The 21,916-nt window shown below is 65.6% G+C and carries 26 protein-coding genes; 14 read left to right on the plus strand and 12 right to left on the minus strand.

Annotated elements, in window-relative coordinates:
* The first annotated feature begins 26 nt into the window (after nucleotides 1–26).
* The 6 genes from AB843_RS22900 to AB843_RS22925 all read left to right on the plus strand — a co-directional run bounded on the left by AB843_RS22900 (nucleotide 27) and on the right by AB843_RS22925 (nucleotide 5,215).
* Nucleotides 27–344 (plus strand): ArsR/SmtB family transcription factor, encoded by a 318-nt coding sequence (locus tag AB843_RS22900; RefSeq protein ID WP_048649232.1) that lies wholly within the window; start codon nucleotides 27–29, stop codon nucleotides 342–344.
* A complete protein-coding gene (locus AB843_RS22905; protein ID WP_048649233.1) occupies nucleotides 341–823 on the plus strand; it encodes an SRPBCC family protein in 483 nt (160 codons plus the stop codon). The genes AB843_RS22900 and AB843_RS22905 overlap by 4 nt, the downstream gene beginning before the upstream one ends.
* Before the next feature lie 72 nt (nucleotides 824–895).
* The gene (dut, locus tag AB843_RS22910) at nucleotides 896–1,381 is read left to right on the plus strand and encodes a dUTP diphosphatase (protein WP_048649234.1); all 486 of its coding nucleotides are present in this window, start codon (nucleotides 896–898) and stop codon (nucleotides 1,379–1,381) included.
* A gap of 230 nt (nucleotides 1,382–1,611) precedes the next feature.
* Nucleotides 1,612–2,568 carry a TAXI family TRAP transporter solute-binding subunit gene (locus AB843_RS22915; protein ID WP_048649235.1) on the plus strand — a complete coding sequence of 319 codons (957 nt, stop codon included), beginning with the start codon at nucleotides 1,612–1,614 and terminating at the stop codon, nucleotides 2,566–2,568.
* A gap of 161 nt (nucleotides 2,569–2,729) precedes the next feature.
* On the plus strand, nucleotides 2,730–4,850 hold the full coding sequence (locus tag AB843_RS22920; protein WP_048649236.1) for a TRAP transporter permease: 2,121 nt from the start codon (nucleotides 2,730–2,732) through the stop codon (nucleotides 4,848–4,850).
* Nucleotides 4,847–5,215, plus strand: a complete 369-nt coding sequence (locus AB843_RS22925) for a DUF1850 domain-containing protein (RefSeq protein ID WP_048649237.1) — start codon at nucleotides 4,847–4,849, stop codon at nucleotides 5,213–5,215. The genes AB843_RS22920 and AB843_RS22925 overlap by 4 nt, the downstream gene beginning before the upstream one ends.
* A 7-nt stretch (nucleotides 5,216–5,222) precedes the next feature.
* Here AB843_RS22925 and AB843_RS25940 read toward each other — a convergent pair whose 3' ends face one another.
* The 3 genes from AB843_RS25940 to AB843_RS22930 form a co-directional block, all read right to left on the minus strand.
* On the minus strand, nucleotides 5,223–5,360 hold the full coding sequence (locus tag AB843_RS25940) for a hypothetical protein (protein WP_164481566.1): 138 nt from the start codon (nucleotides 5,358–5,360) through the stop codon (nucleotides 5,223–5,225).
* A gap of 112 nt (nucleotides 5,361–5,472) precedes the next feature.
* Nucleotides 5,473–5,700 carry a hypothetical protein gene (locus AB843_RS26015; protein WP_206412953.1) on the minus strand — a complete coding sequence of 76 codons (228 nt, stop codon included), beginning with the start codon at nucleotides 5,698–5,700 and terminating at the stop codon, nucleotides 5,473–5,475.
* Nucleotides 5,701–5,795: 95 nt separating this feature from the next.
* The gene (locus tag AB843_RS22930) at nucleotides 5,796–6,476 is read right to left on the minus strand and encodes an ArsR/SmtB family transcription factor (RefSeq protein ID WP_048649238.1); all 681 of its coding nucleotides are present in this window, start codon (nucleotides 6,474–6,476) and stop codon (nucleotides 5,796–5,798) included.
* Between the two features lie 79 nt (nucleotides 6,477–6,555).
* On the opposite strand from AB843_RS22930, the gene AB843_RS22935 reads away from it, so the two are divergent.
* From AB843_RS22935 to AB843_RS22945, 3 genes are all read left to right on the plus strand, one after another.
* Nucleotides 6,556–6,774 carry a DUF1127 domain-containing protein gene (locus AB843_RS22935; protein WP_048649264.1) on the plus strand — a complete coding sequence of 73 codons (219 nt, stop codon included), beginning with the start codon at nucleotides 6,556–6,558 and terminating at the stop codon, nucleotides 6,772–6,774.
* Between the two features lie 69 nt (nucleotides 6,775–6,843).
* The gene (locus AB843_RS22940; protein ID WP_048649265.1) at nucleotides 6,844–7,176 is read left to right on the plus strand and encodes an NIPSNAP family protein; all 333 of its coding nucleotides are present in this window, start codon (nucleotides 6,844–6,846) and stop codon (nucleotides 7,174–7,176) included.
* Nucleotides 7,173–7,520 (plus strand): antibiotic biosynthesis monooxygenase family protein, encoded by a 348-nt coding sequence (locus AB843_RS22945; RefSeq protein ID WP_048649239.1) that lies wholly within the window; start codon nucleotides 7,173–7,175, stop codon nucleotides 7,518–7,520. Before AB843_RS22940 ends, AB843_RS22945 begins: the two co-directional genes overlap by 4 nt.
* 9 nt (nucleotides 7,521–7,529) lie before the next feature.
* Here the strand turns inward: AB843_RS22945 and mbfA are convergent, their stop codons facing one another.
* From mbfA to AB843_RS22970, 5 genes are all read right to left on the minus strand, one after another.
* Nucleotides 7,530–8,513 carry an iron exporter MbfA gene (gene mbfA / locus AB843_RS22950; protein ID WP_048649240.1) on the minus strand — a complete coding sequence of 328 codons (984 nt, stop codon included), beginning with the start codon at nucleotides 8,511–8,513 and terminating at the stop codon, nucleotides 7,530–7,532.
* Nucleotides 8,514–8,581: 68 nt separating this feature from the next.
* Nucleotides 8,582–9,715 carry an ABC transporter permease gene (locus AB843_RS22955; RefSeq protein ID WP_048649241.1) on the minus strand — a complete coding sequence of 378 codons (1,134 nt, stop codon included), beginning with the start codon at nucleotides 9,713–9,715 and terminating at the stop codon, nucleotides 8,582–8,584.
* Nucleotides 9,712–10,629 (minus strand): ABC transporter ATP-binding protein, encoded by a 918-nt coding sequence (locus AB843_RS22960; protein ID WP_048649242.1) that lies wholly within the window; start codon nucleotides 10,627–10,629, stop codon nucleotides 9,712–9,714. Before AB843_RS22960 ends, AB843_RS22955 begins: the two co-directional genes overlap by 4 nt.
* Nucleotides 10,630–10,755: 126 nt before the next feature.
* Entirely contained in the window at nucleotides 10,756–11,724 is a 969-nt protein-coding gene (locus AB843_RS22965) for an HlyD family secretion protein (RefSeq protein ID WP_048649243.1), read from the minus strand.
* Nucleotides 11,721–12,434, minus strand: a complete 714-nt coding sequence (locus tag AB843_RS22970) for a CerR family C-terminal domain-containing protein (protein ID WP_048649244.1) — start codon at nucleotides 12,432–12,434, stop codon at nucleotides 11,721–11,723. The genes AB843_RS22965 and AB843_RS22970 overlap by 4 nt, the downstream gene beginning before the upstream one ends.
* A gap of 163 nt (nucleotides 12,435–12,597) precedes the next feature.
* On the opposite strand from AB843_RS22970, the gene AB843_RS22975 reads away from it, so the two are divergent.
* From AB843_RS22975 to AB843_RS22990, 4 genes are all read left to right on the plus strand, one after another.
* Nucleotides 12,598–13,413, plus strand: coding sequence for a C40 family peptidase (locus tag AB843_RS22975; protein WP_048649245.1), 816 nt, complete (start codon nucleotides 12,598–12,600; stop codon nucleotides 13,411–13,413).
* A complete protein-coding gene (locus tag AB843_RS22980; RefSeq protein ID WP_048649246.1) occupies nucleotides 13,413–14,621 on the plus strand; it encodes a cation:proton antiporter in 1,209 nt (402 codons plus the stop codon). Before AB843_RS22975 ends, AB843_RS22980 begins: the two co-directional genes overlap by 1 nt.
* Before the next feature lie 114 nt (nucleotides 14,622–14,735).
* Nucleotides 14,736–16,100: a cytochrome ubiquinol oxidase subunit I gene (locus AB843_RS22985; protein WP_048649247.1), complete on the plus strand. Its 1,365-nt coding sequence runs from the start codon at nucleotides 14,736–14,738 to the stop codon at nucleotides 16,098–16,100.
* Nucleotides 16,101–16,158: 58 nt separating this feature from the next.
* On the plus strand, nucleotides 16,159–17,163 hold the full coding sequence (locus AB843_RS22990) for a cytochrome d ubiquinol oxidase subunit II (protein ID WP_048649266.1): 1,005 nt from the start codon (nucleotides 16,159–16,161) through the stop codon (nucleotides 17,161–17,163).
* A gap of 294 nt (nucleotides 17,164–17,457) precedes the next feature.
* Here AB843_RS22990 and AB843_RS22995 read toward each other — a convergent pair whose 3' ends face one another.
* Complete coding sequence (locus tag AB843_RS22995) at nucleotides 17,458–17,904, minus strand: MarR family winged helix-turn-helix transcriptional regulator (protein WP_425286838.1); 447 nt, start codon at nucleotides 17,902–17,904, stop codon at nucleotides 17,458–17,460.
* Between the two features lie 169 nt (nucleotides 17,905–18,073).
* Between AB843_RS22995 and lepA the strand changes: the two genes are divergently transcribed.
* A complete protein-coding gene (gene lepA / locus AB843_RS23000; protein WP_048649249.1) occupies nucleotides 18,074–19,882 on the plus strand; it encodes a translation elongation factor 4 in 1,809 nt (602 codons plus the stop codon).
* Between the two features lie 339 nt (nucleotides 19,883–20,221).
* On the opposite strand, the gene AB843_RS23005 is transcribed toward lepA, so the two are convergent.
* The 3 genes from AB843_RS23005 to AB843_RS23015 form a co-directional block, all read right to left on the minus strand.
* Nucleotides 20,222–20,572: a hypothetical protein gene (locus AB843_RS23005; RefSeq protein WP_048649250.1), complete on the minus strand. Its 351-nt coding sequence runs from the start codon at nucleotides 20,570–20,572 to the stop codon at nucleotides 20,222–20,224.
* Nucleotides 20,573–20,692: 120 nt separating this feature from the next.
* Nucleotides 20,693–21,196: a hypothetical protein gene (locus AB843_RS23010; RefSeq protein ID WP_048649251.1), complete on the minus strand. Its 504-nt coding sequence runs from the start codon at nucleotides 21,194–21,196 to the stop codon at nucleotides 20,693–20,695.
* Between the two features lie 53 nt (nucleotides 21,197–21,249).
* Complete coding sequence (locus AB843_RS23015; RefSeq protein ID WP_048649252.1) at nucleotides 21,250–21,891, minus strand: CGNR zinc finger domain-containing protein; 642 nt, start codon at nucleotides 21,889–21,891, stop codon at nucleotides 21,250–21,252.
* Between the last annotated feature and the right edge of the window lie 25 nt (nucleotides 21,892–21,916).

The raw sequence follows: 21,916 nt of genomic DNA on the forward strand, positions 1-21,916 counted from the left end.
TCATTAGTTTATGCTAATGATTAGTTATGACTTATGATTATGTGCAGATTTCGGCCTTGGCCGATCCAACCCGCCGGGCAGTGTTCGCGCTTGTGGCTGAGCAGCCGCGCTCTGTCGCGGATATCACGCGCGCCCTGCCGGTGACCCAGTCGGCGGTCTCGCAGCACCTGAAGGTGCTGAGGGAAGCGCAACTCGTCCGCAGTGAGCCGAAGGGCGCCAGCAACATCTATCACATCGACCCTGCCGGCCTCGGCCGCATGCGCGCCTGGCTCGACAGCCTGTGGAGCGACGCTCTGGGGGAATTCAAAAGTCACGTGGAAGCAAGCCAGGAGGACGATTTATGAGCAAAACCATCGCACCGGCGCCCGTGCGCCGCGCCGTCACCGTGAAGGCGCCCCAGGCGCGCGCCTTCGAGGCCTTCACCGCCGATATGGGGCGCTGGTGGCCCAAGCAGTACAGCGTCGGCTCCGCCCCGCACAAGACAGCGACGCTGGAGGCGCGCGTCGGCGGACGCTGGTACGAAACGGGTGAAGACGGCAGCGAGTGCCTCTGGGGCGAAGTGCTGGCTTGGGAACCGCCATCCCGTATGGTGCTTGCATGGCGCATCAGCGCCGACTGGAAGTATGACCCTGCCATCCACACCGAGGTGGAGGTGCGTTTCATACCCCTGACCCAGGGTGGCACCCGCGTCGAACTCGAGCACCGGCTCCTGGAGAACCTGGGCGTTGGGGAGGAAGCCTCCCGCACCAGCTTCGAATCCGACCACGGCTGGGGGTGGCTGCTCGACGGCTATGCGGCGGTCGCCGATGCCACGGTCGCCTGAAAGGCGTTGGAAAAACCGCTTCCTCGGCGGGCGGCGAATTGACGCTCGCCCGCTGAGGCGTCAGATAGGAGCATGGTCAGCTCATCCTTCCCCATGCCCGTGATCGGAACCACCATCGGCGTCGTCCGCCTGCCGCACAGCGACGGGCTGCCGCTGCCGGCCTATGAAACCGCTGGTGCTGCCGGCATGGATTTGCGCGCCGCCGTGCCGGAAGACCGCCGCATCGTGCTCCTGCCCGGCCGCCGCGTCCTGGTGCCGACCGGCTTCACACTGGAAATTCCGGAAGGCTTCGAGGGCCAGGTCAGGCCGCGCTCCGGTCTCGCCCTGAAACACGGCATCACCTGCCTCAACGCGCCCGGCACGATCGATGCCGATTATCGCGGCGAGGTGCAGGTGCTGCTGATCAACCATGGCGAGGACGATTTCGCCATCACGCGCGGCCTGCGCATCGCCCAGCTTCTGATCGCGCCCGTCTGCCGGGCGATGGTCGAGGAACGCAGCCATGCCGGAGAAACCGTGCGCGGCTCCGGCGGCTTCGGTTCCACCGGCGTCGCCTGAAGCACCCGTTCGGCCGGCGCTCACTCATACTTTCGTATAACAGAATGGCTGAAACTGCCGCGACGTAAGGCTTTGCGGCGGCATCACCGGGTCATTTTCCGCATTGAAATTACCCTCTACGCCCTTTATTCGCCGCTTTCCGGTTGGCAAGGGCGTGCTGTGGTCTACAGTCCCCCGATGGCTTGGGCCCACGGGCTTGCCAGCAACGTTCGATAGTGGAGGAGACAACGATGTTTCACGCAAGCAGGAAAATTTTCGCAGCCGGCGCGGTCGCGCTGTCGCTGGGCCTGGCGCCGAGCGGCGCGGTGGCGCAGGAATTCGTCAACGTTCTGACCGGCGGCACGTCGGGGGTCTACTACCCGCTCGGCGCGCAGCTCGCCAAGATCTACGGCGAGAAGATCGACGGCGTGCGCACGCAGGTGCAATCGACCAAGGCTTCGGTCGAGAACCTCAACCTTTTGCAACAGGGGAAGGGCGAGATCGCCTTCGCGCTTGGCGATTCCGTCAAATCGGCCTGGGAAGGCGACGCGGAAGCAGGCTTCTCGGCCAAGCTCGACAAGCTGCGCGGGATCGCCGCCATCTATCCCAACTACATCCAGATCGTCGCCTCGAAGGAGTCGGGCATCAAGGATTTTGCCGACATGAAGGGCAAGGGCTTGTCGGTCGGCGCACCGAAATCGGGCACGGAGCTCAACGCCCGGCAGATTTTCGAGGCGATGGGCATGAGCTATGACGATCTCGGCCGGACCGAGTATCTGCCGTTCGGCGAATCGGTCGAGCTGATCAAGAACCGCCAGCTGGACGCCACGCTGCAGTCGGCCGGGCTGGGCGTCGCCTCGATCAAGGACCTGGCGCTGTCGCAGCCGGTCACGGTCGTTTCGGTGCCGGCCTCGGTCGCCGAGACGCTCGGCGCGCCGTTCCTGGCGGCGACCATCCCCGCCGGCACCTATGAGGGCCAGACCGAGGATGTGCCGACGCTGGCCATCACCAACATCCTCGTCACCCATTCGGACGTCTCGGACGACGTGGCCTATGAGATGACCAAGCAATTGTTCGAGAACCTGCCGGAGATGGTGGCCGCACACGCCGCCGCCAAGGCGATGTCGGCGGAGAACGGCGCGAAGGGATTGCCGCTGCCGCTGCATCCGGGCGCAGAGCGCTACTACAAGGAAAAGGGCCTCCTCTAGAGGCGCCAACCCGAGCCCCGCCCAGCTGATGGACGGGGCTCTTTTGTCTGTTCTGTCCAACGTGACAGGAGCGATTGCCACGAAGCGTCCCGGTTTCCGGTGGGAGGACCGTCGACCGGAAAAAACGCGGGGGCTGAAAATTGGGGAATGCGGAGCGCCCGATGACGAACATCCAGCAGGGCCAGGCGGAAAGCCTGGCCGCGCCAGAGCTTTTAGAGACCACCCATGGCGAATTCGGCGCCGACCGGATCGGCCGTGTCCTGTTCTGGATCGCCGTCGCCTTCTCGCTGTACCAGATCGCCACCGCCGCCCACATCCTCAACCTGCCGAGCCAGGTGCAGCGGGCCTTCCATGTGGGCTTCCTGATGCTGCTCGTGTTCCCGCTGGTGGCGCAGGCGCGCGACAAGGCGCCGGCGCTCAAGGCGCTGGCCTGGGCGATGGCGGCGGCCGGGGTCGCCGTCGCGCTGTACCAGTATGTCGAGTACAAGCCGCTGCTGTTGCGCGCCGGCGATCCGCTGCCGCTCGACATCGTCTTCGGCGTCGTCGCGCTGTTTACCGTTTTCGCCGCCGCCTACGTGCTGATGGGACCGGCCCTGCCGATCATCTCAGGCGCCTTTCTCGCCTATTGCCTGCTCGGGCAATATCTGCCGGCGCCGCTCAACCATCGCGGCTATGATTTCGCCCAGGTCATCGACCACATGGCCTATGGCACCGAGGGCATTTACGGCATCCCGGTCTACGTCTCGGCCACCTACATCTTCCTGTTCATCCTGTTCGGCTCGTTCCTCGAGCGCGCCGGCATGATCCGCCTGTTCACCGACGTCTCGCTCGGCCTTGTCGGCCATGCGCGCGGCGGAGCGGCGAAGGTGTCGGTCATCTCGTCGGGCCTGATGGGCACGATCTCGGGTTCGGGCGTCGCCAATGTGGTCACCACCGGCCAGTTCACCATTCCGCTGATGAAGCGCTTCGGCTATCGCGCCGCTTTTGCCGGCGGGGTCGAATCGACCGCCTCCATGGGCGGGCAGATCATGCCGCCGGTGATGGGCGCCGTCGCCTTCATCATGGCCGAGACGCTGGGCATCGAATATTACGAGGTGGTCAAGGCGGCGATCATCCCGGCCGTGCTCTATTTCGCCTCGGCCTTCTGGATGGTGCATCTGGAAGCCGGCAAACACGGCCTCTACGGCCTGCCCCGCTCGGAGCTGCCTTCGGCACGCGCCGCGCTCAGGAAGGGCTGGTATCTGATCCTGCCGCTCGCCGTGCTCGTCTATCTGCTGTTTTCCGGCTACACGCCGCTGTTTGCCGGGACGATCGGCCTGTCGCTGACGGTGCTCCTGATCCTCGGCGGCTCGGTGGCGCTTGGCCTGCCCTCGCAGATCCTGCGCATCATCTTCTGGATCGGCCTCGGGCTGGTCGCCGCCAGCTTCTTCCGCTTCGGCATCAACGCCATCCTCGCCGCCGCCGGCCTGCTGATCCTCGCCAATATCTTCGTCGACGGCGGCCGCAAGACGCTGGCGCTGTGCCGCGATTCCCTTGCCGAAGGCGCCAAGACGGCGCTGCCCGTCGGCGTGGCCTGCGCCGTGGTCGGCATCATCATCGGCACGATGACCCTGACGGGCGTGGCCAACACGTTCGGCCAGTTCATCGTTTCGGTCGGCCAGACGAGCCTGTTCCTGTCGCTGGTGCTGACGATGATCACCTGCATCGTGCTGGGCATGGGCATCCCGACCATTCCCAACTACATCATCACCTCGACCATCGCCGGCCCTGCGCTGTTAACGCTCGGCGTGCCGCTGATCGTCAGCCACATGTTCGTCTTCTATTTCGGCATCCTGGCCGACCTGACGCCGCCCGTGGCGCTCGCCTGCTTCGCCGCCGGGCCGATCGCCAAGGAGAGCGGGCTGAAAATCTCGATGGAGGCGATCAAGGTCGCCGCGGCCGGTTTCGTCATCCCGTTCATGGCCGTCTACACGCCGGCGCTGATGCTGCAGGAAGGCGGGCCGCTGGCCGAGAGCATCGGTTATTATCCGGCTGTCGCCTATATCGTCTTCAAGACGCTGGTCGCCATCGCGCTGTGGGGGGCCGCGGTGATCGGCTTCCTGCGGGCCAGGATGACCCTATGGGAGCGCCTGCTGGCAGCCGTCGCCGCCTTCACGCTGGTCGCCGCGCTGCCGGCCACTGACGAGATCGGCTTTGCGCTCGCCGCCCTGTTCCTCGGCCTGCACTGGTACCGCAGCCGAGGCGCCACGCCGACGCCGGCGGCCGAGCGGACGTTCAAATGAGCCTGTGCGTCCTGGCGGGCGGCAAGGCGGCGACCATCGCCGCCACGCTGTTCACCCTGTCATGGACGCATTCGGTGGAGAAAATCCGCTGGGAGGAGGACTGGCGGGTGACACCGGCCGGCCTCACCATTGTCGAAGCGCGCGTGCAAGGATCCGGCGCCGGCATGGAGCCGCCGGCCGACGCGCAGTTCAAGGATGGATGGTGGGTTTATGTGCCGGCCTTGCCTGCCTTGCCGGAGGTGCGGCTGGCGGCATCGGGTGCGACCGGCGCGGGATGGCGTCTGTGCGCCGAAGGCCGGTGCATGATCCTCGGCGCGTCCCCCGATGCGCCGGTGGTCCTCAAGCCCTGCAACACAGCGCAGTGATTGACGCTCAGGCGTGCGCCGAGCCGCCACGCTTGGCGCAGGCCGGTCCCGGGCCGCGCATGTAGTGGCGCTCGGGATGGTAACGCGGGGCGAGAAACCCGCGGATAAGGCTGACGATACGCACTAACGGTCCCAACAGTCCCATTGTCTCTTTTCCAGGCTGCCGACGACCCCTCCTTGCCGTCGAATTCCACATTCGCATTCCTTACGCTCGCGGAATGAATACTCCATGAACGAAAGGCCTGTTTAGCCGGCCTTCAATGGCCGAAAGGTGGATGAATCGCGGCAAACCGGGGGCAGGAGACGGTTGGTGGGCGGCTGTTGCGGGAAAGCCACAGACGTTGGGTCCACAGTTGCGATTTGCCGTGGCGTCCCTTCGCGCCCCCCTCTGCCCTGCCGGGCATCTCCCCCTCAAGGGGGGAGATTGTCACTTCATCGACGTTTCGCCTGATTTTTCGAGGTCGAAGATTGGTGAAATCGGCCATGACAGCCAATCTCCCCACCTGTGGGGGAGATGCCCGGCAGGGCAGAGGGGCGCGCGAAGGAGCGCGACCTGTATCGCAACTGTAGAATCAGGCGCTCAGTCCCGCAGCATCAGGGCAAAGGATTGCCGTCCGGGCGGCGTGAAGCGGATGATGCGCGTGCCCTTCTCGCGCCGGGCCCATTTCAGCGCGACGAACCGCTCGAAGATCGCGGCGCCGAGGCTGCCCGCCAGATGCGAGCGGCGCACGCTCCAGTCGAGGCAGGCGCGGCAGACCGGCCGGCGCTTGCCCTGCATGGCGGCAAGGTCGATGCCGAAATCGCAGAAGAACGCCGTCCCCCGTTTCGTCAGGGCGACATCGTCGCCGTTGACCGCAAGCAAGTCGCGTTCGACAAACGCATCGAACATGGCGACGCCCATCTCGCCGGCCAGATGGTCGTAGCAGATGCGCGCCTCGCGCATGGCGTTGTCGCGTGGGCCCGGCAGCACCTTTTTCGGCCCGAGGGCCGCCGCCACACCCATGATCACCTCCAGCATGCCCGCCACCTGATGGTCGGCCAGCGCGTAATAGCGATGCCGGCCCTGGCGCGTCATGCGCATCAGCCCGCCCGCGCTGAGTTTTGCCAGATGCGCGCTCGCCGTCGGCAGCGTGACGCCGGCCTCCAGTGCCAGCTCGCTGGCCGTCAACGCCGCGCCGTTCATCAGCGCCGCCAGCATGTTGGCGCGCGCCGGATCGCCGACGAGGCTGGCAATCTGGGCGAGATCCGTTCCTGCTTTCATAGTTCGATGCTAACCGAAGTGTTGATGTTGGGCAAACGCTATTCTGTAAGCATAGAAAAGCGAGAAAGCGATGCGAAACATGACCCGAACCCTCAAGCTGCCTTTCATTCGGGGCGCGGTGTGGCTCCACAGTGTCGGCGTTCTGCTGCGGGCGGCCTTTCGCCGCTTCGTTCTCGCCTCCGAGCGCTATCGCCAGCGCCGGCATCTCGATGAGCTCGACGACCACCAACTCGCCGATGTCGGCCTCACCCGGCGGGATGTGGCGCGCGAATGCGCAAAACCCTTCTGGGGAGCCTAGCTCACATCGCAGTCCCATATTTCCATGCCGAACGAAGCATGGCAGCATTCCAGACCGAAGGAGATTTCCATGAGCATCACCTGTTTCATCCGCTACGAGATCGACCCGTTCAAGCGCGAGGCGTTCGAGGCCTATGCGCGCAATTGGGGACAGGCGATCCCGCGCGCCGGCGCCGATCTGATCGGCTATTTCGCTCCGCATGAAGGTTCGGCGACCACCGCCTACGGCGTCTACACCATCGACAGCCTGGCGGCCTATGAAGCCTATCGCGCCCGGCTCGCCGCCAGTCCCGAGGGACGGGAAAACTATGAATTCGCCAAGCGCGAACGCTTCATCCTGAAGGAGGATCGGATTTTCCTGAAGCGCGCCTCCGCACCGCACAGCGCACGGGTGCCGGCATGATCGCCGTCATCTTCGAGGTGGAACCGGCCGACGGCAGGCGCGATGCCTATCTCGGCATCGCCGCCGAGCTGCGCCCGCTGCTCGACGGCATGGACGGCTTCATCTCCATCGAGCGCTTCCAGAGCCTCAACGACGAAAACCGCATCCTGTCGCTGTCCTTCTGGCGCGACGAGGAAGCGGTGAAGGCGTGGCGCAATACGGAGGAACACCGCCAGGCACAACGGGCCGGGCGCGGCGGCATATTTGCCGGCTACCGGCTGCGCATCGCCCATGTGGTGCGCGACTACGGCATGACCGAACGGGCGGAAGCGCCGGAAGACAGCCGCGCGGTGCATGATGCCTGACGGACCCCGTCAGGCGTTGCCGATCAGCATGCCGGCGGCGAAGACCAGCGCGCCGCCCAGCACCACCTGGAAGGTGGCGCGGCTCCACGGGGTCTCCATGTAGCGGTTCTGGATCCAGGCGATCGCCCACAGCTCGATGAAGACGACGATGAAGGCGATCAGCGTCGCGGTCCAGAAATGCGGGATCAGGTAGGGCAGGGCGTGGCCGAGACCACCCAGCGTCGTCATCAGACCGGTGGTCACGCCGCGCTTGATCGGCGAGCCGCGGCCGGAGATGACGCCGTCATCCGAGGCGACCTCGGTGAAGCCCATCGAAATGCCCGCTCCGATGGAGGCAGCGAGGCCGACCAGGAAGGTCTGCCAGGTGTCGCCGGTGGCGAACGCCGCTGCGAAGATCGGCGCCAGCGTCGAGACCGAGCCGTCCATCAGACCGGCAAGGCCCGGCTGCACGTAAGTCAGGATGAACTGCTTGTGCGCGGCGCCATCCTCCTCGGCGCGTTCCTCGCCGCCCAGATGCTTCTCCGACAGGCGGCGGGCGAGCGATTCATGGCTCTTTTCCGCCGCCGCCAGATCGCCGAGCAGCTTGCGCGTGCCGGCGTCTTCGGTTCGCTTGGCGGCCTCGATGTAGAAGCGGTGCGCCTGCTCCTCCATCGTCTCGGCCTGGGCGCGCACCTTGTCGAGGCCGAGCGGCCGCACCAGCCAGTCGGGCTTGCGCTCGTAATAACCGCGCACATGCTCGCGGCGGATCAGCGGAATGCGCTCGCCAAAGCGTTTTTGATGCAGGGCGATGAGAGCGGCGCGGTGCCCGTCCTCCTCGGCCGCCATCTCGTCGAAGACCGCCGCCGAATGGGGAAAGTCATCGCGCAGGCCGTCGGCATAGGCGCGATAGATGCGCCCGTCATCCTCCTCGGAGGAAATCGCCAAAGCGAGGATTTCCTGCTCGGTGAGAGAAGAGAAGGGGCGGCGCTGAGCGCCGAAGAAACGAGACAGCATTTGGGTGATCCATAGTTTAGAATAATTCTAATTTATGGATCACCACCGAAGGCGTCAAGACCGCGCCGTCAATCGAGCGTGCGCCGGAAGCGCAGCAGCGCGATGGCCGCATAGATGAGGATGAACCCCGTCAGAATCGCCACCTCGAAGGCGATCGCCTGGAAGTCCGCCCCCTTCAGCATGACGGCGCGGATGATGCGCAGGAAATGGGTGAGCGGGAAGATTTCGCCGAGCCATTGCGCCCAATCCGGCATGCCGCGGAACGGAAACATGAAGCCGGACAGCAGGATCGACGGAAGGAAGAAGAAGAAGGTGAGCTGCAGGGCCTGCATCTGCGTGCGGGCAAAGGTGGAGAAGGTGTAGCCGAGCAGCACCAGCGCCATGACGAACAGCAGCACGGCGATCAGAAGCAGCCCCATGCCGCCGACGAAGGGCACGGCGAACAACAGCTTGGCGGCGCCGAGGATGACCGCCACCTGCACCGCGCCGACGACCAGATATGGCAGAACCTTGCCGAGCATGATCTCCAGCGGGCTTGCCGGCATGGCGAGCAGGTTTTCCATCGTGCCGCGCTCGCGCTCACGGGTCAGCGCGATGGAGGTCATCATGACCATCGTCATCTGCAGGATGACGCCGAGCAGGCCCGGCACGATGTTGTATTGCGAAATGCCTTCGGGATTGTAGCGGCGATGGACGATCACCTCGAGCCGGTCGGCCGGCTTCGCCTCCGAGGCGGGAATGCCGCGCTCGCGCAGCAAGGCCTCGGAGGCCACCGTGCCGAGCGTCGAAATGGCGCCCGAGGCGACCGACGGATCGGTGGCGTCGGCCTCGATGAGGATGCGCGGGTATTGCCCGCGATCGACGCGCCGGGCGAAATCCGACGGGATGGTGACGACGAACACCACCGCCCCGCTGGCCATCAACCCTTCGGCCTCGGCGGCGCTGCCGACCACGTAATCGATACGGTAATAGCCGGTGGTCTCCAGCGCCGAGACCATGGCGCGGCTGTAGTGGTCCTGGCTGAGCGCCACCAGCGCCGTCGGCAGGGCCTTGGGATCGCTGTTGATGGCGTAGCCGAACAGCACGAGCTGCATCAACGGCACGCCGAGCATCATGCCGAAGGTGATGCGGTCGCGCCGCATCTGGATGAACTCCTTGATCAGGATGGCGCCGAGCCGGACGAATGAGAAGACGCCGTTCATTGCATGTTGTCCGTCGCATTGGCCATGAACTGGATGAACACGTCCTCCAGGCTGGTCTCGCCGCGGGCGATGGTCATGCCGTCGCGCTTTTCGACATCGGCGAGCGCCGCCTTGAGGGCTGCCGGGTCCGAGCCGACCACATGCAGCGTCGCGCCGAAGGGAGCCACCTGCTCGACGCCCGGACGCCCGCGCAATTCCCCCGCCAGCCGCTCGAGGCCCGGCCCCTCGATCACATAGGTCACCAAACCGGCATCGCGCACCACGTCCGCCACCGAGCCGGTGGCGAGCATGGTGCCGTAGGAGATGTAGGAGATGCGGTGGCAGCGCTCGGCCTCGTCCATGTAATGGGTCGAGACGAGCACGGTCAGGCCGTCGGCCGCCAGGCGGTGGATCTCGTCCCAGAAGTCGCGCCGCGCCTTCGGGTCGACGCCGGCGGTCGGTTCGTCGAGCAGAAGAAGCTTCGGCTTGTGCATGATGCAGGCGGCCAGCGCCAGGCGCTGTTTCCAGCCGCCCGACAGCGTGCCGGCCAGCTGGTTGCGCCGCGACGACAGGCCGAGATCGTCCAAGGTGCGCGTGACATAGGCATCCACCGGCCTCAACTGGTAGAGCCTGGCGACGAAGGCCAGATTCTCGGCGATGGTCAGGTCCTCGTAGAAGGAGAAGCGCTGGGTCATGTAGCCGACTTCGCGCTTGATCTTCAGCGCCTCGGTGCGCAGGTCGAAGCCGAGCACCGTGCCGTCGCCCTCGTCGGGCGTCAGCAGGCCGCACATGATGCGGATCGTGGTGGTCTTGCCGGACCCGTTGGGCCCGAGGAAGCCGACGATCTCGCCGGTCTTCACCGACATGGAGACCTGGTTGACGACCGTCTTTTCGCCGAAGCGCTTGACGAGGCCGTGCACGTCGATGGCGTTCATTTCAGCTCCCATTGAGCGGCTCCTCCAAGGGTGCGGGTGGACCCAGGTGCGATGGTGAGCAGTGGGCAGGAAAGCGCCGTTTGGGGTCTGCGCCTTCGGGGATACGGGAGGCGGGGCGTGCTCCCGCTACTGCTCACTGCTCGCCATCGCACCCGGTGCCAGCCTCACATCGACGATCTGGCCCGGCTGCAGGCCGGCGGCCTCGCCCTCGGGCCGTGCTTCGATCAGGTAGACGAGCTTCTGGCGCGTTTCGAGCGAGTAGATCACCGGCGGGGTGAACTCCGGCTCCTGCGAGACGTAGGAAACGCGCGCCGTCAGGCCGGGCGGGCAGCCGTCGCAATTGACCAGGAGCTGCGCGTCGGGGGCGATGGCGGAAAACCGTTCCTGCGGTATGTAGACCTTCAGCTTCACGCCGCCATCGGGCAGCAGCGAGACGACCGGCGCCGACGGGCCGGCCACATCGCCGGCGTTGCGGATGATGTCGTCGACACGGCCGGCGGCCGGCGCCTTGATGGTGCGCTCCGACAGGCGCCAGCGCGCCTGTTCCAGCGCCGCCTGCATCTGGTCGCGCCGCTTGGCGGCGGCGTTGATCGCCTCCGCCCGCGCCGGCAGGCGGGCGACGGCGAGATTGGCCTTGGCCTGGCCGATGCGCGTGTCGGCCAATTCCTTTGCGGTTTCGGCCTTGTCGAGCTCGGCCTGCGTGGCGATGCCGCGCCTGGATAGGTCACGCGTGCGGGCGAGCACGCGCCCTGCCTCCTCCGCTTCTGCATTGGCGGAGGCGAGCGTCGCCTCGAGCACGGCGATCTCCTCGGGCCGTTTGGCCTCCTTCAGGTCGGCGAGCTGCGCTTCAGCCTCGGCCAGGGCCGCTTCCGCCTGGGTAATGGCGATCTCGGCGCCGGTCGAATCCATCAGGGCGATGGTCGCGCCGGCCTCGACCCGCGCACCGCGACGCACGGAAACGGCGCTGACCTGACCGATCTCGACCGGTGCCAAGAGCACGTAGTCACCCTCCACATAACCGACCGCCAGAGGCGCCTCCGGAGCGCAGGCGGCAAAGAAGCCGGCGACAAACGGGATGGCGCAGAGCATGCTCATGAGGGTTCCTTTCCGCGCCCATCGCCGCTTTCATGCGCGGCGAGGATGGCGGCGAGATTGCCGCTGATGGCAGCGGCGATGGCTGACGCCTGCGGGCGGCCGATCTCGCTCCAATCCATGCGCCGCCGGACAGCCTCGCCGGCGATGCGGAAATAGACGACCTGGCCGATCAGGGTGAAGACGGTCAGCTTGGTCGTGGCGCTTTCGGCCGGCTCGCCGGTGGCCGCCTGCCACACCTGGCACAGCCGCTTGTGGACCGGCGCGAAGATGCCGTCATAGATGCGGTCGAGCGCCACGGTGGGGTGGGACAGTTCACGCAGGACGAACTTGACGATGAGCTGAGCCTCCGGGCTGGCGATGATGAAGCCGGTCAGCGTTTCAAGCCCCCGGCCGAGCAGGGCGCGCGCCTCGGCCGGCGTTTGACCGGCGGGCTCCCCGCCGCCGAGATCGAGCGCCTTGCTGGCGACCCCGCCGATCAGCGCGACGATGTGATCGGCGCAGGCCGTGCGCAGGCCTTCCTTGCCGCCGAAATGATAGGAGATGGAGCCGATATTGGCCTTCGCCTCGGTGGCGATCTCACGCGTCGTCGTGCCCTCGAACCCCTTCTCGCCGAACAGTTTCAGCGCGGCAAGGACAAGGGATTGGCGCGTGTGTTCAGCCGAGGTCAGGCGCGGTCGACGATCCCGGGGCGATTGGCTTTCTCGATTCATGGCTTCCAATTAATCAAACGATTGATTAAAGTCAAGCCGCGAACCGATGAGCGGCGACGCACCGTCGATTCCAGCATTCGTGCACAGATCGGGCGTTTCCGACCGGCGGCAAAATGCACTAAGTTCCGCCAGCGACGAGTCATCGAATCGGAATGTGAGGCCGATGAGCGAACAAACCAGCAGCCTGCTCGACCGGTTCGGTCGCTTTCTGGCGCGGCGGTTGCAAAGCGAATCTTCGGGCTACCAGCCTTACACGCCATCCGACCCGGAGACCCTGCACCGGACCCTGCGGCCCGGCGACATCCTGCTCGTCGAGGGCAACCAGCGCATCTCGGCGGCGATCAAATACCTGACGCAATCGACCTGGAGCCATTCGGCGCTGTATGTGGGCGACGCGCTGCCGCAGCCGGAGGACGGGTCCGACCGGCCGCGCCTGATCGAGGTCAATCTGGGCGATGGCTGCATCGCCGTGCCCTTGTCGAAATACCGCACCTACAACACCCGCATCTGCCGGGCGAGCGGGCTGACGCCGGACGACCGCGACGCCATCGTCAATTTCATGATCGGCAATATCGGCCTGCGCTACGACATGCGCAATATCTTCGACCTGTTGCGCTACTTCATGCCGACGCCGCCCGTGCCGGTGCGCTGGCGGCGGCGGATGATCGCGCTCGGCTCCGGCGATCCGACGCGGGCCATCTGCTCCTCGCTGATCGCCCAGGCCTTCCAGAACGTGCGCTATCCGATCCTGCCGGAGGTGACCCGCGCGCCGGGCCGCGCCTCGGCGCAATCGACCTTCTCGCGCAGCGAGATCCTGCATATCCGCAGCCACACGCTGTTCACGCCGCGCGATTTCGACCTGTCGCCCTTTTTCGAGATCGTCAAGCCGACGCTCGCCTTCGGCTTCGACTACAAGAAGCTGCTCTGGGCGCGCGACCATAACGGCGAAACCACAGCCACGCCCAGCGAGGACGGCTGATGAACATTCACACGGCGCTCGTTCTCCTGTTCGCCGCCTTCACCCTCTATTCGCTGGTGGCGCGACGGCTGGAAGCCTCGATCCTGTCCGGCCCGATGCTGTTCACGGCGATCGGCTATGCTTTCTTCAGCATCGACGCGGCGCTGATCTCGCCGCTCAACAATTCCGTCGTCGAGTTCCTGGCCACAGCGACGCTGGCCATCATCCTGTTTCGCGACGCGGCCAACATCCGCATTTCCAGCGTTATCGCCGAGCGGGCAACGGCGGCTCTCTCGGCACGGTTGCTGTTCATCGGCATCCCCTTGACGATCCTCGCCGGCACATGGGCCGGGCTGGCGCTGTTTCCCGCCCTTGGCCTGTTCGGCGCGCTGGTGCTGGCCATCGTTTTGACGCCGACCGACGCCGCCCTTGCGCAGCCGGTCTTCGGCAATGACGGGCTGCCGGAGATCGAGCGCGAGGCGCTCGATGTGGAGAGCGGGCTGAACGACGGGCTGTGCCTGCCGGTGCTGCTGATCACCCTGGCGCTGGCCGCCGACACCGGCGGCGGCGAAGGCATGGCCGGCCACACGGCCTTCTTCCTGAAGCAGGTGGTGTTCGGACCGATCGTCGGCCTGGCGGCGGGGTATCTCGGCGCGGTTTGCGCCGGCTTCGCCTTCGACCGCGCGCTGTCGAACCCGGCCGGCCGCACGCCGATCATGGTCGGGCTGGCGGGGCTCGCCTATCTCGCCGCCGAGCAGTTGGGCGGCAACGGCTTTCTCGCCGCCTTCATGGCCGGACTGGCCTTCGGCTGGCGCCTGCCGGCGGAAACCGTCGAGAAGGCGAGCAATTTCGCCATGACGGAAGGCTCGATCCTGACCAATCTGACGTTTCTGATCTTCGGCGCCGTGATGCTGCCACGCGCCTTCGGGACGGCGCCGGCGCCGGCGCTGCTGTATGCCGTTCTCAGCCTGACTCTCGTGCGCATGCTGCCGGTGTTCATCGCCATGCTTGGAACGCGCTCGACCGGCAAGGCACGCCTGTTCGTCGGCTGGTTCGGCCCGCGCGGGCTGGCCTCGGTGCTGTACCTGATCCTGGTGGTCGATCAATCCGGCTTCGTCGTTGCCGAGGCCGTGACGAACATCGCCGTCTTCACCATTCTCCTGTCGGTGATCCTGCACGGGGTGAGCGCGCCGTTTGCGCAGCGGGTGTTCTTCCGGACGCGCGGCTGAGCCGCCGGGCGCTTTGCCGCAGCGTGGCGGCTTGCCACAGCGACCGAGCGCCGCTTTGACGAAGCGGGCGGGCGGGTCTACCCTTCCCGCGTACCTCACCGCCGGGAGACCTCGATGGACCCGCTTTTGCTGTCGCGCATCCAGTTCGGCGCGAACATCTCTTTTCACATCCTGTTTCCCGCCATCACCATTTCGCTCGGCTGGTTCCTGCTGTTCTTCAAATGGCGCTACAACCGCACCGGCGACGAAGCCTGGATGCGGGCATACTTCACCTGGGTGAAGGTGTTCGCGCTGTCTTTCGCGCTTGGCGTCGTCTCCGGCGTGACGATGACCTTCCAGTTCGGCACAAACTGGCCGGGCTTCATGGAAACGGTCGGCAACATCGCCGGTCCCCTGCTCGGCTATGAAGTGTTGACCGCCTTCTTCCTCGAAGCCGTGTTCCTCGGCATCATGCTGTTCGGCTTCCGCAAGGTATCGAACCGCATGCACACGCTGGCCACCTTCCTGGTCGCCTTCGGCACCACCATGTCAGCCTTCTGGATCCTCGCCCTGAATTCATGGATGCAGACGCCGACAGGCTTCGAAATGCGCGATGGCGTCGCCTTCGCCACCGACTGGTGGGCGGTGATCTTCAACCCGTCCTTCCCCTACCGGCTGCTGCACATGCTGCTTGCCTCGGGGCTGACCGCGGCCTTCCTCGTCGCCGGCTTCTCCGCGCTGCGCTACCTGGCCGGCGACCGCGCGGAGAGCATGTGGAAAGCGCTGAGGACCGGCATCGCCGTCGGCGCCGTGCTCATCCCGCTGCAGATCTTCGCCGGCGACCAGCACGGGCTGAACACCCTCGAGCATCAGCCCGCCAAGGTGGCGGCGATGGAGGCCAATTGGGAGACGCGTTCGAACGTGCCGCTGGTGCTGTTCGCCCTGCCCGACGAGAAGGCGAAGAAGAACCGCTACGAGCTTGCCATTCCCAACGGCGCTTCGCTGATTCTCAGGCACAGCGCGTCCGGCGTGGTGCCGGGGCTCGACCAGTTCGAAGGCATGCACCCGCCGGTGATGCCGGTGTTCTGGGGCTTCCGCATCATGGTCGGCGTGGGCATGGCGATGCTGCTGTTCTCGTGGATCGGCGCCTTCTACCTGTTCCGCCGCGGCACGCTGCCGAAACCGCTGGCGCTGGTGCTGGTGCCGATGGCGCTGTCGGGCTGGGTGGCTGTCCTGGCCGGCTGGTACACGACCGAGATCGGCCGCCAGCCCTGGCTGGTGACCGGCGTGTTGAAGACGGCGGATGCCGTCGGCCCGGTGACCGGCGGCCATGTGGCGCTGACGCTGGCCGGCTATCTGGCGTTGTATGCGGTGCTGCTGGTCGTCTATCTGGGCGTCCTGATCCACATGGCGCTGAAAGCGGCCAAGGAGGGCGACCGCTCACCCAACCCGGCAAGCGGCGACCGTGCCATGTCGCAACCGATGCAGGCAGGGGAGTGACATCGATGATCGCGACCCACGCAACCACGGCTGAAGGAGTTTGATCATGACCCTCGACATGATGCTCGACTGGCCGACCCTGCTTCCCCTGATCTTCGCCGGGCTGATGGGCGTGTCGATCCTGTTCTACGTCATTCTCGACGGCTTCGACCTCGGCATCGGCATCCTGTTCACCGCCGCCGACGACGCCGAGAAGGATACGATGATCGCCGCCATCGGCCCGTTCTGGGACGCCAACGAAACATGGCTGGTGCTGGCGGTCGGGCTGTTGCTCGTCGCCTTCCCGGTGGCGCATGGCGTGATCCTGACGGCGCTCTACCTGCCGGTGTTCGTGCTGCTCCTCGGCCTGATCCTGCGTGGCGTCGCCTTCGACTTTCGCGCCAAGGTGCCGGTTCACCGCAAGGGGCGCTGGAACCTGCTGTTCTTCATCGGCTCTGCGCTGGCGGCGCTGGCGCAGGGATATATGCTTGGCATCTATGTGCTCGGCTTGCAGGAGGGCCTGCTGGCGATGGGCTTCGCCCTGTTGACGGCCATCTGCCTGACCGCCGCCTATGCGGCGATGGGTGCCGCCTGGCTGATCTACAAGACGGAAGGCGCTCTGCAGGAAAAGGCGGTGCGCTGGCTGCGCAGGGCGCTGATGCTGACGGTGGCCGGCATGGGCGCCGTGTCGCTCGCCACGCCGCTGGCCAGCCCGCGCATCTTCGACAAATGGTTCGTCTGGCCGGAAATGGCCCTGCTCGCACCGCTGCCGATCATCTCGGCGCTGCTGTTTCTCTGGCTCTGGCGCATCAGCGCCAGGCTGCCGGCGGCGGGCGACGCGCATTCTCTGAAACCGTTCATCGCCCTGGCGCTGATCTTCGCCGCCGGCTTCGGTGGGCTCGCCTATTCCTTCTATCCCTATGTGGTGCCCGACCGCATGACCATCTGGGAAGCGGCGGCGGCGACCGACAGCCTGGCCTTCATCCTCGTCGGCACCGCCTTCGTGCTGCCGATCATCCTCGGCTACACGATCTATGCCTACCGCGTCTTCGGCGGCAAGGCGGTCGATCTGACTTACGATTAAGAGGGCCGGCGACGCTCATTCCATCGCGGCGGCGGCCGGCGCTGGGCGCGGCCTGGGCATCCGGAGCAGAAACACCAGCGGCATGGCCGCCGGTGATCCAGGCATGGCCTCCACCGACAATCACGGCAAGGGCAGGACCAGCATCAGGCCGAAATGCCGGCCCCCGTGCGCTTCTTCATCGGCTTCGGCGTTGCCACGGCCGGCGCATTCGCCGTCGGGCAGGTGTCGATCTGGGCGGGTTCCACCCTGCCTCAGGCTTCAGCTCCCGCGCTCATCGCGTTGCACCTTCTCTCATCAGCAGGGCGTGGCCGCAGCCCCGCCCAGATTGTCGGCCATTTTCTGCAGCGCTCCGACCAGCGCCAGCCGCTCGTCATCGCTCATGCCAGCCAGCGCATCTTCATAAACGGCACCGCCGATTTCCTTGATCGCGCCGTAGGCGGCGCGCGCCCTGGGCGTGGCGAAGACCATCCGTACCCGCCGATCCGTACGCGCGATGCGCCGCTCGACCCAGCCAGCCTCGGCCATCCGGTCGATCAGGCGCGAGACGCTGATCGGCTCGATCTCCAGCAACCCGGCCAGGCGGGCCTGCGGAACGCCCTCGTCCTTCAGCAGCTGGAACAGAAGCCGCCATTGAGCGGCGGACAGTCCATACTCGCTGCCGCGCTCCTGCAGCCGCTTGCGCATCAGCCGCGCCACGTCGTGAATGAGGAAGCCGAGCTTCTCGATGTTTTGTGCTTTCATGCGCGGCATGTATTATGAGCATGCTTATCATTCAAGGCGCAGGATCGATTCCGCGACGCTCTCCTGTCGGCTGCTGACACTTTGCGGCCACCCTGGCCACACCGTTCAAGCAATGCCGGCCAAGCAATGCCGCTTGTCGAAGGAATGACCGCCTGCTAGAGCCTGCGGCATGACAAAGACGCCCCTTTCACGAATCCGCAATTTTTCCATCGTCGCGCATATCGACCATGGCAAGTCGACGCTGGCCGACCGGCTGATCCAGATGACCGGCTCGCTGGAAGACCGCGAGATGAAGGAGCAAGTGCTCGATTCCATGGACATCGAGCGCGAGCGCGGCATCACCATCAAGGCGCAGACGGTGCGCCTGGAGTACGACGCCAAGGATGGCGAGCACTATGTCTTGAACCTGATGGACACGCCCGGCCATGTCGACTTCGCCTATGAGGTGTCGCGCTCGCTGTCGGCGTGCGAGGGTTCGCTGCTGGTGGTCGACGCCTCGCAGGGCGTCGAGGCGCAGACGCTGGCCAATGTCTACCAGGCGATCGACAACAATCACGAGATCGTCACCGTGCTCAACAAGGTCGATCTGCCGGCCGCCGACACGGAGCGCGTGAAGGAGCAGATCGAAGAGGTGATCGGCCTCGACGCGTCCGACGCCCTGCCGATTTCCGCCAAGACGGGCGAGGGCATCGCCGAGGTGCTGGAGGCGATCGTCACGCGGCTGCCGGCGCCCAAGGAAGGCGACGCCGACGCGCCGCTGAAGGCACTCCTGGTCGACAGCTGGTACGACGCCTATCTCGGCGTCATCGTTCTCGTGCGGGTCATCGACGGACGGCTGAAGAAGGGCCAGATCGTGCGCATGATGGGCACGAACGCCAGGTACCCGGTCGACCGCGTCGGCGTGATGACGCCGAAGATGGTGATGATCGGCGAACTCGGGCCCGGCGAGATCGGCTTCATCACCGCGTCGATCAAGGAAGTGGCCGACACACGCGTCGGCGATACGATCACGGACGACAAGAAACCGACCGCCGCCGCCCTGCCGGGCTTCAAGCCGGCCCAGCCGGTGGTGTTCTGCGGTCTCTTCCCCGTCGACGCCGCCGATTTCGAGGATTTGCGCGCGGCGATGGGCAAATTGCGTCTGAACGACGCCAGTTTCTCCTTCGAGATGGAGACCTCGGCCGCGCTGGGTTTCGGCTTCCGCTGCGGCTTCCTCGGCCTGCTGCATCTGGAGATCATCCAGGAACGGCTGGAGCGCGAGTTCAATCTCGACCTGATCGCCACGGCGCCCTCCGTGGTCTATCGCATGAACCTGACCTCGGGCGATGTGGTGGAACTGCACAACCCGGCCGACATGCCGGACGTGGTGCGCATCTCGTCGATCGAGGAGCCTTGGATCAAGGCGACGATCATGACGCCGGACGAGTATCTCGGCGCGATCCTCAAGCTGTGCCAGGAACGGCGCGGCATCCAGACAGACCTGTCCTACGTCGGCAGGCGCGCGCTGGTGACCTATGAGCTGCCGCTGAACGAGGTGGTGTTCGACTTCTACGACCGGCTGAAATCCATCTCCAAGGGCTATGCCAGCTTCGACTACACGCTCACCGGCTACCGCGAAGGCGACCTGGTGAAGATGTCGATCCTGGTCAACGAGGAGCCGGTCGACGCGCTGTCGATGCTGGTGCACCGCCAGGCGGCCGAAAAACGCGGCCGTGTCATGTGCGAGAAGCTGAAGGACCTCATCCCGCGGCACATGTTCAAGATCCCGATCCAGGCCGCCATTGGCGGCAAGGTGATCGCCCGCGAGACGATTTCGGCGATGCGCAAGGACGTGACGGCGAAATGCTATGGCGGCGACGTGACCCGCAAGCGCAAGCTGCTCGAGAAGCAGAAAGAGGGCAAGAAGCGCATGCGTCAGTTCGGCAAGGTGGAGATTCCGCAGGAAGCCTTCATCGAAGCGCTGAAGATGAGCGACTGAGGCGAGGCCTTCGGCCTCGTCCCCAGCGGTCCCTTACAATGCTGCGGGATCGGGCGGGACGCGGCCATGGATTGGCGGTCCCGCCCTGGACGCCGCTTGATGCGAGCTGCCCCGTCCACCCGTGTCGAACGGCGCCGTCCAGAAATCCCGAAAAGTGGGAGGCGTGCTGCGGCGATGTCTCGCCATGCCGGCAACCCTCCCCGCGCGCCTTACATCACGATGAGTTGGAGCGGGATGCGGGCGGAAAACCGCTTCGCACTTTTCCTCACACCACTAGATTAGTAGCTTGTGGGCTGACTTGTCGAAACGGATGGGTACCATCCGTTTCGGTCAGACCAACTAGCGCGCCTTCAGCTTGAAACCGCCGCACTCGACGATCTGCTTGCCGGACATGCTGTAGGCCGAGTCCCACGAAACCTTCACCTGCTTCGGACAGCCATTGTAGCTCTTGTCGACGATGTTGACGGTGCCCTGCGGCGTGTTGGCGGTGATCTTCACCAGCTTCAGGCCCTTGGCGCTGTTGATCGTACAGACGACGTTGTTGGGGATCGAACAGTTCATCGTCGCACCCGCTGCCTGCGGAGCGACGGCGAGCTGGGCGGCAACGCTGGCGGTCGACAGGCCGGACAGCGAAAGCAGGGCCAGCGAAGCGGCGGCAATGGCGAAGCGGGTCTTGTTGGAACGTGTCATTTCTATTCTCCAGTTGGGGTTCGTGAAGCCGGGCTCAATGGCCTGGCACCCCTCAGTCGCCCCGGTCTGGAGATAGGTTCATGAAAAAAAGCAGCTCCTGAAGATTCTCGCGCGCCCGCCTCAACCCGGCTGGTTTTTCGGATTGTCGGGATTGAGGTGATAACCGGGCCCGATGGTCAGCGGCTTGTCCGGAACGACAATGTCGCTGATCTGGCTGGCATAGCTGTGCTCGGCGTTCCACAGCAGCGTCTTCTTCTCGCGGTCATAGACCTTGATCGCCACGTGATAGGGCTTCTTCGCCTCGACACCGCGGATGGGCGGCGTGCGCAGGGCGTAGCGGTCCGTCATCGTGCTGACGCGCTCGGAAACGACGAGCGGCGCGCCGCCGGCCGGGTTCTCGAACGAAGCCTCGATGATCGAGCCGCTGGCGAGCGGCCGCACCACCTGCGCGGTGAAGCCGTAGAAGACCTCGCCCTGGCGGTAGTTGAACATGAAGCCGCCGCCGAGGATCTTCAGATAGGGGTCGTTGGCGGGGTCCTCGCGCCAGTACCAGCCGAAGGCGAACAGGATGGCGCAGAGCGCGACGGCACCAATCACCACGTTTCTCAGCGACAGCATCTTCATGTCGGTTCCTCCATCCCTCGCGCGGCGGCCCGAAGTTCGCTCCCGGCGCCGTTTCAAGCGCCTGCGGCGCTTTGCCGGGCAGCGTAGCGGCGGGCCTTCGCGGCGCCGCCGCAATGGTCCATGCTGCACCAGCGGCGCGAATTGTTGCGCGTTTCATCGAAAAACAGCCAGCCGCAGCCATCCGGGCCCGGGCATTCCTTGACGCGGCCAAGATCGTCGCCGGTCAGCAGCGCCCCCGCCGACAGGGCCACGGCGTGGAGCGGCGCCAGAAGATCGAGCCGCTCCGCATCCCATTGCCAGGCAAAGCCGGAGCCCGCCTGCGCCAGCACCTGATGATGCCGCGCGGCGCGCAGCGCCTCATCGAGATGGGCGAGATCGCCGGCAGGCACACTTGCCCCGTCGATCAGGGCGCGGAAAATCCGGTACAGCGCTTCGCGCAGGGCGATGGCGCGGGCATGCACTTCGGGCGCATGCGCACCCGGCACCTCGGTCTCGAGGCGGTCGATGACAGACGCGTCGAACAGGTTTTTCTGCCGGCACCAGCCGAGCAGCGCGATGCTGTCGGGCAGATAGTCCCGCGTCGCCGGGCGCGAGCGGCTGTTGACCGTGTTGATGAAATCGAGGCAGAGCCGGCCACCGAAAAAGAACGGCACCGGCCAGTCGCGATTCAAATCGGCGGCAGCGCTGTCATTCATCGGGCGTCTCCTTGACTAACCAGCT

This window comes from Nitratireductor soli (genome assembly GCF_001050155.1).
Classification (GTDB): Bacteria; Pseudomonadota; Alphaproteobacteria; order Rhizobiales; family Rhizobiaceae; genus Nitratireductor; species Nitratireductor soli.